The following is a 13,162-nucleotide window of genomic DNA, read 5'->3' as shown; positions in this document are numbered from 1 at the left end:
TGGCGGTGAACTCCCTCCGGTCCAGCCGAAAGGGTCGGTGAGTTTCCCGCGTTCAGAGCTGTGACCTGCGGTGGGGAGGTTTGCCGTGGCAGTGGTGAGTCACCAGTGAGCTCACCACTCGAAGCGTTGTTGTCCCGTGACGGCGCAAGGCTGGTGACGGTAAGTCGGGCGGTGAGGACGTCGCCGTTTCGTGGAGTGCAAGCACAACCAGCACCCCACGGAAGGCACACCGATGCCCCCTGTCCCCCGCCGCCGCGTTCAGTCGGCCCCCCGCCTGGCGGCTGCGCAGCCGCTGCGCCGCTCGCGCCCTGAGACCGTCCCGGTCCGCCTCGCCATCTCGCGCGACCCGCATCTGACCCGGATCGGAGTGTGGGCGGCGATGGCTGCCGGCCCTCTGGCCTTGGCCACCGTCCTCGTTGTTCCCCATGGCACCGCCGCCCAGGCGGTACCCGCCGCCCAGCCTGCCGGGGCGCCGCGCCTGGTGGCCGATGCGGCCGGTACGGCAGCGGTGTTCGTGGACCTGTGGCTGCGCGCTGACGCCGCCTCACCCGACAGCCCCGTGGCCACTACGGTGCGTGCCATGGCCCCCGCCGCGGACCTGCCCAGGCGGGCCCGCACTGAGTCGGCAGCACCCGGTTCCGATTCGCTGCGTGTCGTGCCGGTGCGTACCACGTCTACGCCGGGCGGGTGGACAGTCGTGGTGGCAGTCCTCACCGACACCGCCCATACCCCCTCACCGTCCACCGGCCAGGCGTCCGAGCGCACATCGGACACCTTCGCGGTGGCGCGGTACTTCGCGGTGTCGGGGACCGGCGGGCAGAACGGCAGCCCGGTCACCGTCACCGGATCCCCGGCTGAAGTCGCCCCGCCTGACACGGCTCCGGCTCCCGCTTCTCCTTACACGCGTCCCGTCCCCGCCGGCGACACGCTGGGCACGACGGTTGGCGAGTTTCTGCGGGCCTACCTCGCCGGCGGACAGGCCACCGCCCTGGAGCGTTACCTCTCCCCGGGTGTGCGGCTGTCAACCCCGACTGCTGCGGCGTATGCGCGGGTGGACGTCGAGGAGGTCGCCGCCGACACCGATCGGGCGGCCGCCAACGCTGTCCCCGGGGACGGTGTCCGCGCGCGCGTGCGAGTCCGGGTGTCCGGTGAGGACCGGGCGGGCAGCCGATGGCCGCTGGTCTACCGACTCGAGATGACCACGCGGGCCGGACGCTGGGAAGTCAGCGCGCTGGACGCCGGCACCGCGTCGTCGGCTCCGACTCCGGCCGCCTCCGCCCAGGCAGGTGCGCAGTGAAGTCGCTGATGCTTGCCGGCAAGCTCGATGAGCTGGGTGACTCGCTCATCAAGACTGTGACCGACTGGGGCGGCGCCGGGTTGGTCGCCATTTTGATCGTGCTCGTGATCGTACAGATCGCCCGCCAGATGTCGATGAAGGCCGCCATCGGTGCGGTCATCGGGATGATCATCGTTCTCGGCATTTACAAGGCTCGCAACGACCTGTCGGACATGTTCACCGACGAGGTCCAGCACCCGGCCAACAGTTCTGGTGCCGTGGTCGTCGTCATCGACCCGTCCCGGCTCAGCGACAGGTTCGTGCTGTGAACGGACAGAGGGTCGTCCGCTCGTACACCGGTGCGCGGCGCCACCCGTGGGTGCTGGGCAGGCTGAGTGACTGGGTCATCCCGTTCGGCCCGTATACCCCGGCGCAGCTGGTCGTTCTCGGCGGCGGTGCGCTGGGGCTGATCGAGACGTTCGACTGGTGGTCGTGGGCAGGGCCGGTGCCGGTCATCGTGTGGCTCGTGTCGGTGTGGGCGGTGCGCGGTGCGCAGATCGCCGGGCAGAACCCCTTCACCGCGCTGCTGGGCGCTGTGGCCGTGCTGACGCGGCACCCGGCGGGCCGGATCGGCGGCCGAGTGGCCCGGGACCGGCGGCCATCCCACTTCGGCGGCTGCTTTGTCATCGAACCTGCGCCCGCCTTGGTGTCGGCGCCCGCCGCGGTGGCGGTGGACACGGTGGTGGGTGTGCGGGCGGCCGGCTCCGGCCTTGACCGGCTCCTGGCCGGTGCGGCGGGTGCGGGGAGGGCAGCATGATGCGGACGCCCTTCCGGCACGTCGCTGGACACCTCTTGTGGGCGCCGTCCGGTGGAGTGTGGGCGGTGTGGCGGGTGGAGCCCCTTACGGGCGGATACCTCCCTGGCCCGGTCCGCCAGGAGCTGCTGGGCCGGATTACCTCGCTGGTGCGGTCGATGCCCGGCATGGAACCGAGGCTGTTCGTGCTCGCTGCGCGGACCGATCCCAGTGAGGTCGCCGAGAGGATGGTGGAAGGCGTCGACTGGCAGCGGCTGCCCGCGTGGGCGGAGGTCTGCGCTGCTGGTATCGACCTGCTCAACGGGCAGGAGATGCATGAGCGGACCGTGTGGCTCGCCGTCCCGCTGCCGGGAAAGGCAGGCGCCGCCGCGGGTGCCTTGGGCGCGGTTTACGCGGAGGTGTCCGCCGCTCTCGGTCTGTCGCCCGTACCCGTGTCGCAGGGCGACGTGCGGGCCGCGCGCAAGGCGGCGGAGCGGCTGCAGACGTCGCTAAGCGGAGGCCTGGCCCTGCGCCCAGCATCGCCCGCCGAAATTGTGTGGATGGTGCAGCACGCGGTGTACCGCGGGCTGGAGGAGCCGCTGCTGTCCGATGCCGCGGCGAGCCCGCTGTACGGAAGCCGGATCCACGGCGGGCAGCTCCTGTCTCCCTCGTACGCCGACTTGGGCCAGGTTCGTCTGGCCGAGGGCGGCCAAGAGCACAGGCCCGAAGACCGCAAGCGGCACAGCGCGGGTTCTTGGTGGCGCTCGGCTGCGGCGGTATCTCCTTTGGGCCGGCTGTGGCTTCGGGTCGAGTCGGAGGCCGGGACCGGCTACCAGGCCCATCTGGTCCTCGCTGAACTCCCGCCCGCGGTCGCTGCGGATGCCGCTGACGTCCTGGCGCAGCTGGAGGGCCTGCCGTTTCCCGTGGACGTGAGCGTGGATCTGCGGGTGGTGGCGGCGAAGAAGGCGCGGGCTCAGGTGCAGCGCAAGAAGCGGGAGCTGCTGGACCAGGCCGGGCAGTACGGGGCGCAGCCGACCGGGATGCCGCATTCGCTGCCGGAGGCGGCCGGAGATCTGGAGGAGCAGGACGCGCGGATGGCGCGTACGTCGGTGGAGGTGGAGGTGCAGTCGGTGACGGTGCTCACCGTGTGGGGTCCGGATGCGGCTACGTGTGACAGGCGGGCGCGGGCGCTGTCGGCGGCTTTGGCGTCGGGTGACTACCGGGCGGTGCGGCCGATCGGCATGCAGGAAGAGCTCTTCGTCCTCGGCTTGCCGGGCGGGGTGCGGGCGCCGAAGCTGGTCCAGTTCACGCAGCATCAGCTGTCGGAGGACTGGGCGGCGTGCGGGGCGCTGACACTCTCGCGGGTGGGTGACCCGGCCGGGATCCTGATCGGCCGTGACCTAGACTGCGGCACCCTGCGCCCGGTACTCCTTAACCCCGCCGACGCCCCCCAGGTCAACGCCTCCGCATCCAGCGCGGTGATCGGTGAGCTGGGCTCCGGGAAGAGCACGCTGGAGAAACTCATCGCCGCCGCGATCGTGGATCGCGGCGGGCAGGCCATCGTCATCGACCGCACCCCCCTTCGCGAATGGTCCCGTTTCGCCAAGACTTCAATGGGGGACCGCAGCCAAGTCATCGACGCTGCCCAGGCGCAGCTGTCGATCGACCCACTGCGGGTATTCGGCGGCGCGGTCGGCGCCCACTACGCCCTGTCCTATCTGACCCTGCAGCTGGGTGTCGGGGCGATGAGCGCGGCTGGCGCGGTTCTCCACCACGCCGTCGAGGATGTGGCCGGCGGGTCCGAGCCATCGATGGGCAAGGTCCTCGGGGTCCTTTCCGCGCTCGCGTCGGCGGGCGGGAGCCGTGCGGACGCGGCAGCCACCATGGCTGACCTGCTGCGCATTGTCGCCTCGAACCCGCTGGCTGCGATGGTGTTCGATTCGGCTCTGCCGGTGGTGAGCGTGACCGGTGACCTGGGTGCGGACATGGTCGTGGTCACCACTGCCGGTCTGACCCTCCCGCCGCGCGAGGCGTTCGCCGACGCCGAGGTGTTGCGCCAGCAGCCCCTGGAAGCACTGGTCGGGCGGGCCGTGCTCTACCTTCTGGCCGCCATCGCCCGGCAGGCCGCCTTCACCGACCCCACCCGGTTCTGCCTGGTCTCACTCGACGAGGTGTACTGGCTGACGTCCTCGGCCGAGGGCGCCGCGCTCGTCCACGAGATCCTGCACGACGGCCGCAAGCATGGCGCTGGGGTCTTCCTCGGCGCCCATGACGAAGAGGAACTCGGCAAAGATGCCGGCCTGGTCGCCTACCGGTACCTCGCCCGCACCACCGACCGCACCCGCGCAGCCAAGGGCTTGCGATTCCTCGGCCTGGACGGCGACGACGAGGACCTGCTGCGGCTGGTGACCACCGGACTCTCCCCCGTCGGCCAGGCCGGCCGGGAAGGCGAGATGCTGTTGCGCGATCCCCGTATACAGGTCGGCCGGATCCAGGTAATCGCACCCGAGGTGCCCCGGCTGCGCGAACAACTGTTCACCACGCCCGGCCGCCCGCCCGCCGCCGCGTCCCACGGGGGGACCCCTTGATGAACACAAACCTGCGACTACGGCTCACCGCCGCCCTCGTCCTGCTCCTCCTCACCGGCATCGTCTCTGCCTGGGCCCACCCCCCGCGGTGGCAGTCGCCGAACACGGCGGTACCTGCCGGTGCTTCGGACAGCGAGCCCTGTGCCCTGGTGATCGGCCCTGCCCATGACTGGTGCACCCGCGGCCCCGCAACGGCCGCCACGGTGACCGGAACGTCTTGGGCCGCCACCGCGGTCCCCGCCGCACGCGACGGCCACAACGGGCTGATGGTGTTTGCCACCGTCGCCATTTCTGCGGCCATCGCCCTGGCCCTGACCGTCGAGCGGCGGACCCGATGAGCGGGATCCGCATCGACCGCGGCACGCTGCGCGCAGCCGGACTCCTTGCCCTGCTCACCGTCGTGTTCCTCGTGACCAACACAGCGGTGGCATGGGCCGCAGACGGCAACGCGGACGCCGGTGGGAGCGGACTGCTCGCCCCGTTCAACGTGGTGACAGCCGAGGGCGGACGGCTGGATGCTTATCAGCTGGACGCCGACGGCGGCAGCTCATTCAACATGGTCGGGCAACTGCAAGTCCTAGTGATGTCCGGGCTGTTCGCGCTGGCGCGACTCCTGGTGGGAATGTGCTGCTGGCTGATCGCCTTCGCCTTCCGCTTCCCGCTGCTGGCCCTGCTGACCGGCCCCGCGCAGCACCTCGCCGACGCCTACCAGACGCATGTGGTGGACGCGCTCGGTCTCAAAGGACTGACGCTGGCCTGGGGGTTCGTCTTCGGACTCGTCCTCTTCATGCGGGGCAAGGCAGCAAGCGGGTTGGGACAGCTCGCCGCCACCCTCGTGATCGGGGCCCTGGCCGCGAGCGCGTTCGTCCGCCCTGACTACCTGCTGGGCCGGGACGGACCGCTGGACATCACCCATCAGGCCGCGATCGAGGTCGCGTCCATCACCACCAGCAGCTACTTCGGCAACAAGACGTCCTCCGACCCCTGCAACATGATCGCCGGTCCTACACGCGATACCTGCCAGAGCTCCAGCATGCAGGCGGTAGCCGTAACCCGGCCTCTCCAGGACGCGCTGACCGACGCGCTGGTCGTCAAGCCATACATGCTCCTGCAGTACGGGCAGATCCTGGACCCGAACAAGGACAAGGACGCCTACCAGGCGCACCGGGAGTGGATCAAGAAGAATAGCGAGCCCCCCGGCCCCGACGCGGCGAAGAAGTGCAACATCCTGCCGGGCCCGGCCAAGGATTACTGCCACAGCAAGGAGGCCGAGCGCGCAGCGTCTGCGGACCTCGGCACGCTCATGGCTGAGCTGGAGAAGGCCGGACCGGTCGGCAAGGCCGCCGCCGCATACGCGAAGTCTCCCAGCTGGGATCGTGCCTTTGGCGCCCTGGCCCTGCTGGTGGCCTGTCTGGTCGTCGCGGCCATGGTCGTCTCGATGGCGCTGGTCATGCTTGGTGCGCAGGGCGCGGACGCCGCCGCTGCCGCAGCGGGACCGGTGGTGTGGGTACTGGCGATGCTGCCCGGCCCCACACGGACACTGCTGTGGCGGTGGACGGGGGTCATGGTCACCTCGGCGCTGGTCACCTTCGCCACCGCTGTGGGCCTGCCGCTCTTCGGGATCGCGGCCGGCGTGTTGCTGTCGGACAGCGGGCCGGACGTGATGGCCGAGCGGCTCCTGCTCCTCGACGCCCTCGCCATCGCCTTCCTGACCATGCACAAGCGCATCGCGGGCAGCGCCACCTCGCTAGGCCGCAGGGTGACCATGCGCATGCAGTACGCCAGGCTCTCCGGCATCGGCTACCGCGGCGCCGGTCTCGCCCTGGGCCTGGCAGGTACCCGCAGCACGGCACCGTTGTCGATCGGCCGGGCTGTCGCCGAGGCACGCGGCGCGGTCCGTACGGGACTTGCGCCGCTGTCCCTGGCGATGCGCGGCGCCCACGCCGCACTCATCGGGCCCAAGCCAGGACCGCGCCACCCCGCAGCTCAGGTGCTGGAAGCCGTGCGCGCACACGCCGCATCCGGTGGTGCCCGTGCTGCGGAAGGCGAAGTGCAGGTGGACAAGTGGACCGGCGAAATCCTGCACGACCCGGCCACCGACCGCCCCCTGCTGTCGTCCCGGCTGCACTCCCGCGCGTCGCGGCTGCGCGGGTACCGCATCGCCCACCGCGCCGGCCGGGCCGCCTACGCGGCGACCTTGGGTCTGCCCCGCACCGTGCACACAGCGAAAGGCAAGGCCAGCGAGTTCACCGAGGACGTCCGCACCCAGCTGCTGGTGAGCGCTAACCGGGTCCGCGAGGACACCGCCGGATGGCAGCCCGTCGTCACCGGCACCGTAAAGGCCGGACAGGCCGTGGGTCAGGGTGCAGTCCACACCGGGCGTGCCGTGCGCGACACCGCGATCAGCGCCGCCGTCTACACCGCCCCCGCCACGACCGGACGCGCACCCGTGCCGCGGACCACCATCAGCCGCCCCGACCACCCTGGCACCACAGCGTCCACCGCCCCGGCTCGAGCAGCCGGCCAGGCCACGGTCCGGCGGACCCTACACACGCCCAAGACCGGCAGCGGAAGGTCGGCGACGGGCCGACCGGCCCAGAGCGCACACCGCGGAAGCGGCGCAACTCCCGCAACCCCGGCCGCCGACCAGGCTGGAGCGAACGCCGATCGGCTACGCGCGGCGATGAACCGGCAACGCCGGAGCCTGCGAGGCGATCAGGAAGGAGGAACCCCGTGAGGAAGACGCAGGCTGGCTGCCTGGTCGTGCTGCTGCTGGCCGTGGCAGCGTGCTGCACAGCCCCGGTCCTACTGGTTGCCGCCGCCGGACCATCCGCCCGCCAGGACCGAGTGGACGCCGCCGCGGCCGGAATCCCTGCACGAATGCTGGCCGCCTACCTCACCAGCGCTTCGCAGGTCACCGCCTATGTGCCCGGCTGCCGCGGCATGCGCTGGCAGATCCTCGCCGGGATCGCCCGCGTCGAGTCCGACCATGGCGCAGGACGGCAGATCGCCTCGACCGGGGACATCACCCCGCCGATCACCGGGCCCCGCCTCGACGGCTCCGGCGCCGGAGGCAACACCACCGCGATCCCCGACACCGACGGCGGCACATGGGACGGAGATGCCACCTACGAACGGGCGGTCGGCCCGTTCCAGTTCCTGCCGCAGACGTTCCGCGCCTACGGCAAGGACGGCAACGGCGACGGGACCACCTCGCCCCACAACGCGGACGACGCCGCCACCGCGGCCGCCGTCTACCTGTGCGGCAACGGCCGCGACCTCACCGACCGCGACCAGCTCCGCGCCGCCATCCACACCTACAACCAATCGTGGGCGTACGTAGACGACGTGATCAGCGGCATCGACCGCTACGACGCCCTCGGCACCACCCCCAACACCCCGACCGGCAACGCGGGCGTGGTCATCCAGGCCGCACTGGCCCAACAGGGCATCCCCTACTCCTGGGGCGGCGGCGGCCCCGACGGACCCAGCACCGGAATCTGCTGCTCCCCCGGCGGGCAGGACGGCCGCACCGTCACCGGCTTCGACTGCTCCGGGCTGACCCAGTACGCCTACGCCAAAGCCGGCATCAACCTGCCACGCACCGCAGCCGAGCAGGCCGGCGCCGGAGAGCGCATCCCCGCCTCCGCCGGCCTCTCGGCACTGCAGCCCGGTGACCTCATCTTTTACGGCTACAGCCCCACCGCGGACGCCACCATCCACCACGTCGGGATCTACCTCGGCGACGGACAGATGATCAACGCCCCCCGCCCCGGTAAACAGATCCGCATCGACCCCGTCAGCGCCATGCCCGACTACGCGGGCGGAACGAGGCTCCTGTGAAATCCCCACGGGGCGGGGGCCGCCCGCTCGCCGCCGCCCTCGCCCTCGCCACCGCCGGAGCGCTGCTCACCTACACGGGCCTGCACCACACCGGCCCCGCCCAGCAAGCCGCTCCGTACCAGGAGGCAGCACCGGCACCGGCCCCGGCGGCCAGTGCCGGCCTGGCCCTGCCGTCGCCCTCCCGGGCCGCCGCCAGCCCGGGTACCCAGGCCGTACCTACAATCCCGAAGGCCAGCCCGCAGCCCGACGGACCAGCACCCCGGGTGAACAGCACACCAGGGGAGCTCCCACCTCCCGGATCCGGTCCGGCAGCCGACCCGCTCATCCAGCGAGCCCTGGACCGGGTCAGCAGCCCTGACCTTGCGCCCGACGACGAGCGCGCACTGCTCGATGCGGGGCGTGCCGCGTGGCTGGCCGAGACCGTCGGATACACGCGGGTGCGGATCCAGGCCGCCACCGCCCGCCGCAACCTCAACGCAGCCGACGGCCAACTGGGAGCGGTGGTGCGGCTGGTATGGGCCGGAGCCGACCCAGCCGGAACCCTTCTCGACGGACGCCCCGCCACTCTCCTCTACACACAGAACGAAAAAGGATCATGGAAGCGTACATGGCAGCCGTCGGCAGCGCCCGCGCAGCCGCCGCACTCATCGAGGCCTTAGAAGCGGTAGCGCAATGGGCCATGGTCAATGTCTGGTGGCTGGCCCTGCTCGGCGCGGCCGCCTGGGCTGGTTGGGAGTATCTGCAGCGGCGGCTGGCCGCAAAGGCGCTGTCTCAGCGGACCTGCCTGGAATTGATCCCCGCGGCGGCGTTCGAGCCCGACAGTGAGCAGATCTGGCGCCAAGGGATGCAGTTGGTGCGGGCGGCCGGGTCGGGGCCGTGGTGGACGCCGCGCCGGGCCCAGTCGGTGCGCGTGCGTCTGCGAGCCGACGGCATCCGCGTCCTGACCCACCGGATCGAGGCCCCGGCCAGCGCGTACGCGCTGCTGGCTCGGACCCCGTTCGGGCCTCGAGTGGAGGTCGAGGAGGTTCCGCCGGTCGCGGACAAGCACCGACGCCACGTCGTGCGGGCGGTGCTGACTCTGCATGGCGAACCGGGATCACGCCTGCGGGAAGTCCCGCTGGACCCCGACCCGCTCCAGCCGCTGCTGGACGCCGTGGGTGATCTGCAGGCCGAGTGCGGCGACCTCGCCGAGGTGTGCGTGGACCTCTCCCCTGCCCCGCGATGGCACCTCGCTGCGCGCCGTGCCCAGGCCATGCACCGCGACCGGGCGCAGGCCCGCCGTGAAGCGCAGCGTGATGCGCGGTGGATGATCAGCGAGAGCGACGACGGCGTTGCGGGCGTCATGGGCAGGCTGCTGGATCCCACGCAGTGGCGGGGCCGGCCGCGGGGGCGGATGGTGATGTCGCCGCAGCCTCGCCGCGCGGGCCGGGAGAAGGTCCTGGGCAAACTCGCCCACAGCCCCGGGTTGGTGCGGGTGCAGATCCTCGTGCGGTGTGCGTCCAACGAGGATGGGCGTGCGCAGGCCCGGCTGGCCCGGATCAGTGCCGCAATGGATGTCTTCGCCGGGCCGTCGCGGCTGACGTCGCTGGGCTGGTCGCTGGGACCGATCCGGTTCGGTCCGGACCGGCGGCCCTGGCGCCGGCGGTTCGATGAGCAGTGGAAGCTCGCGCTGATGCGGCCGGCTTGTGGCGGGTGGGCGCACATCGAGGAACTCGCGGGATTCCTCAAGCCTGTAAGCGGCACAGCGCGGGTGCCGCTGATGGAGAGCGACATGCCGACGTACGAGGTTGGGGCGGATCTGCTGCCTCAGGGCTGGTACCGGGGGCCGGACGGACGCGAGCGGCTGCTGGCCACGCACGAGGACGACACCCTGTTCGAGGTCCAGTCGGGCAAGGCAGGGTGGGGCAAGACCACCCGCGCCCAGGTCCACGCCCTCGCCAGCGCCCACAACGGGCGGGGGCTGGCGTTCGTGGACCCGCACGGCGACAGCTTCGCCGACGTCGCCCGCTACCTCGCCCACGAGGACCTCATCGACCGCGTCTCCCTGTTCGATCTGACCGTCCACAAGGACACCGACCTGCTCGGCTGCTGGAACCTGCTGGACATGAGCCACCAGCGTCCACCACACGAGGTGTGCGCGGCCGTCGTCGAGGCATTCGCCGGAGCTCTGGGCTGGGGGGACGTTACGGCTCCGCGGGCGCTGACCATCCTGACGAAAGCCGTCGAAGCTCTGGTGGCCGTCAACACCCGGGCTGTCGCCGCCGACAATCAGCAGCGGCAGGCCACCATCTTCCAGATCACCGCCCTCCTCACTGCCACCCGGTTCCGGCAGGCCGTCGTCGCGGTCTTAGACGACGAGGCGCGCAGGTGGTGGACGGACAGCTTCCCCGACCTTCCCCGCGAGAGCCTGCTGACCGTCCTCAACCCTCTGGAGCGCCTGGGGGCCTCCCCGGTCGTACGGGGCTTCCTGGGATGCCCTGCCAGCGGATACGACATCCGGCAGGCGATGGACGAAGGCCAGGTGCTGTGGCTCTGCCCGCCCGGCACCGGACCCACCGACCGGCTGCTGATCTCCCTGATCGTCCACGACTTCCTGCGCGCGGGCCTCTCCCGCCGCGATCTACCCGAGAAGGCTCGGCGCCCGTTCCGTTTCTACCTGGACGAGCTGATCAGCCTGGACCACGGATCCACAACAGTGCTGGCGGAGATCACCGAACAGCTGAGGAAGTTCGGGTGCCGGCTGCACGGCATGACCCAGCTTCTGCACCGGCTCAGCCCATCGACCCGCGCCGCCCTTATGCAAAACGCATCCTGCCTGTCCACCACGGCCGGATCGGCCGAGGCTATTGCCCAGATCACCGCCCAGTGGCCCACCACCACCGTCACCCCCGCCGACATCGCCGCACTGCCTCGCTGGCAGCACTACGCGTCATTCACCGTGGAAGGCACGCGGATCGGCCCGCTGCCGGTGCGCGGGCCCGCGCTGGACGAGGTCGGCCACCGAGCCCGGCCCGGCCAGGTCAAAGCCCTCCACAAGTCCGCGCACGCCCGAACGGGCGCCCTGCCCCTGTCCGAGCGGACCACGATCGCGCTCGGCCAGGAACAGCAGGTTTTGGCCTTCCTCGCCCCCGCCACTGCCCACGGCAAGACAGGAGAGCAGTACGCATGAGCACCACCGTCGATCACGCAGCAGCCACGGGCGGCGCGGACTCCCAGCCGGCGAGCGGCGACAGCCAGGCTCACCAGGTGCTCGCGCTGATCGCCCAGCACCGGCTGCTGACCACCACCCAGCTCCACCGGATGGTCACCCCACACCTGCCACCCCGCAAGATCCACAAAGTGCTGGTGCCGCTGCGCGAGGACGGGCTGATCACCCACACCACGCTCCCCGGCCGCCTGCAGGCCCACTTCCTCACCCCGGCCGGGCACCAGACCGTCGCCGAATGGCCAGAGCTCCGTGGACGCAACGCCACCCCCATCCACTCCCCGGCCGCAGCCCTGCTGCGCGCAGGTCACATCCTGACCGGGGCCCGCGCCCACGTCGCCTTCCTCACCGACGCACGCACCCGCGGCGACGAATACCAGCCCCTAGACTGGGTCCCCGAGATCACCCACCGCCTCCCCGACACTGCGGGCGAGGACCGGCTCGTCGCAGACGCCGTCTTCCACTACACCGCAACCAGCCCCCGCCGGCTCCAGTACCGGGCATTCGTGGAAATCGACCGGGCCACCATGAGCAGCGAGCGCCTGGCCCGCAAGCTCATCACCTACGCCCGCTTCCACGACTACACCCCCCAACCCACCAGCCGCCGCGGCACGGTGGGAGACCAGGCCGCCCTGCTCGCGTGGCAGCGCGTGTACCCCCGCTTCCCCCGGATCCTGTTCATCCTCACCGGCGCCCCCCGCACCACCCTGACCAACCGCATCGCCGACCTGCGCAGCATGGCCACCGGACACGAACTCGTCGCCCGCATGGCCACCCGCGTCCCCCTCGGCGCAGCCATCCTCGAAGACCTCGAAACCGCCGGCCCCCAGGCCCCGGTATGGACACCCCTCACCGGCAGTGGTGAGCCGCGCGGCTGGACCGAGCTATGACCGCTACCGGGCGCCCGGCAACCTCGCCGTGGCCGACCTCGCCGACGACCAGAACCGATCCGACGACGGCCTCCTGCACCAGGTGCACGAGCGGGAATACCAGACCGAGGCCGGACTGATCAGCGACATCACCGGCTACCGGTTCACGGGACCGGACAAGAACCCCCCGCGCCTCGCGTACAGCCCGAGGACGAGACTGCAGCAGCACGCCGCGACACCAGCCAGGACAGCGACCCCGCGGCTGGACCGACCCCTGACCCGTCAGCCCGCCGCTCCCACCAGACACCGCCGAATCGCCGCTCTGATCTACCGCGGTGTGCCGCCTGGACGGATAAGGCCAGGCCAGTGAACGCCTCACCGGCCAGCCCCGACCGTGACCCGGAGAACAGGACCCGGTGAGAAAAGCGGTAAGTACACTCCGGAACTATTGCTAGTAGCAAAGAATCAGCCAGGATCAGGAGTTCCGGCCACTCCGTAGCGATGATCCGACAACAACCCTTTCCCGCCAACCTCTAGAACGATTCTCGCACCTCACAGGCGGGCTACTACATAACGAAGCGGCAATCC

At 71.0% G+C, this 13,162-nt stretch carries 10 protein-coding genes; all 10 read left to right on the top strand.

Translation table 11 applies throughout. The features are described 5' to 3' along the window. Positions 1–400: 400 nt before the first annotated feature. Positions 401–1,297 carry a conjugal transfer protein gene (locus K7B10_RS39665; RefSeq protein ID WP_229344587.1) on the top strand — a complete coding sequence of 299 codons (897 nt, stop codon included), beginning with the start codon at positions 401–403 and terminating at the stop codon, positions 1,295–1,297. Further along, entirely contained in the window at positions 1,294–1,605 is a 312-nt protein-coding gene (locus K7B10_RS39660; protein WP_229344585.1) for a hypothetical protein, read from the top strand. The genes K7B10_RS39665 and K7B10_RS39660 overlap by 4 nt, the downstream gene beginning before the upstream one ends. Continuing rightward, positions 1,602–2,093: a hypothetical protein gene (locus K7B10_RS39655; protein WP_229344582.1), complete on the top strand. Its 492-nt coding sequence runs from the start codon at positions 1,602–1,604 to the stop codon at positions 2,091–2,093. The genes K7B10_RS39660 and K7B10_RS39655 overlap by 4 nt, the downstream gene beginning before the upstream one ends. Then, entirely contained in the window at positions 2,093–4,657 is a 2,565-nt protein-coding gene (locus K7B10_RS39650; protein WP_229345755.1) for an ATP-binding protein, read from the top strand. The genes K7B10_RS39655 and K7B10_RS39650 overlap by 1 nt, the downstream gene beginning before the upstream one ends. Next, on the top strand, positions 4,657–4,995 hold the full coding sequence (locus tag K7B10_RS39645) for a hypothetical protein (RefSeq protein ID WP_229344580.1): 339 nt from the start codon (positions 4,657–4,659) through the stop codon (positions 4,993–4,995). Before K7B10_RS39650 ends, K7B10_RS39645 begins: the two co-directional genes overlap by 1 nt. Then, on the top strand, positions 4,992–7,394 hold the full coding sequence (locus tag K7B10_RS39640; protein ID WP_229344577.1) for a hypothetical protein: 2,403 nt from the start codon (positions 4,992–4,994) through the stop codon (positions 7,392–7,394). Before K7B10_RS39645 ends, K7B10_RS39640 begins: the two co-directional genes overlap by 4 nt. Continuing rightward, a complete protein-coding gene (locus tag K7B10_RS39635) occupies positions 7,391–8,500 on the top strand; it encodes a C40 family peptidase (RefSeq protein WP_229344575.1) in 1,110 nt (369 codons plus the stop codon). Before K7B10_RS39640 ends, K7B10_RS39635 begins: the two co-directional genes overlap by 4 nt. A 607-nt stretch (positions 8,501–9,107) precedes the next feature. Further along, a complete protein-coding gene (locus tag K7B10_RS39630; RefSeq protein ID WP_229344572.1) occupies positions 9,108–11,669 on the top strand; it encodes a P-loop NTPase family protein in 2,562 nt (853 codons plus the stop codon). After that, positions 11,666–12,595 carry a replication-relaxation family protein gene (locus tag K7B10_RS39625; protein WP_229344570.1) on the top strand — a complete coding sequence of 310 codons (930 nt, stop codon included), beginning with the start codon at positions 11,666–11,668 and terminating at the stop codon, positions 12,593–12,595. The genes K7B10_RS39630 and K7B10_RS39625 overlap by 4 nt, the downstream gene beginning before the upstream one ends. Beyond that, positions 12,567–12,944: a hypothetical protein gene (locus K7B10_RS39620; RefSeq protein WP_229344569.1), complete on the top strand. Its 378-nt coding sequence runs from the start codon at positions 12,567–12,569 to the stop codon at positions 12,942–12,944. The genes K7B10_RS39625 and K7B10_RS39620 overlap by 29 nt, the downstream gene beginning before the upstream one ends. The last annotated feature ends 218 nt before the right edge of the window (positions 12,945–13,162 follow it).

This window comes from Streptomyces flavotricini (assembly GCF_020639365.1).
Classification (GTDB): Bacteria; Actinomycetota; Actinomycetes; order Streptomycetales; family Streptomycetaceae; genus Streptomyces; species Streptomyces flavotricini.
Note: the sequence above shows the minus strand (reverse complement) of the source record. Positions and strands in the feature narration are given on the sequence as shown.

What these genes read in the sequence shown, in the direction of transcription:
- K7B10_RS39630 (WP_229344572.1), top strand. Translation starts at nt 9,108, where the DNA reads ATGGCAGCCGTCGGCAGCGCCCGCGCAGCCGCCGCACTCATCGAGGCC.
- K7B10_RS39650 (WP_229345755.1), top strand. Translation starts at nt 2,093, where the DNA reads ATGCGGACGCCCTTCCGGCACGTCGCTGGACACCTCTTGTGGGCGCCG.
- K7B10_RS39645 (WP_229344580.1), top strand. Translation starts at nt 4,657, where the DNA reads ATGAACACAAACCTGCGACTACGGCTCACCGCCGCCCTCGTCCTGCTC.
- K7B10_RS39625 (WP_229344570.1), top strand. Translation starts at nt 11,666, where the DNA reads ATGAGCACCACCGTCGATCACGCAGCAGCCACGGGCGGCGCGGACTCC.
- K7B10_RS39640 (WP_229344577.1), top strand. Translation starts at nt 4,992, where the DNA reads ATGAGCGGGATCCGCATCGACCGCGGCACGCTGCGCGCAGCCGGACTC.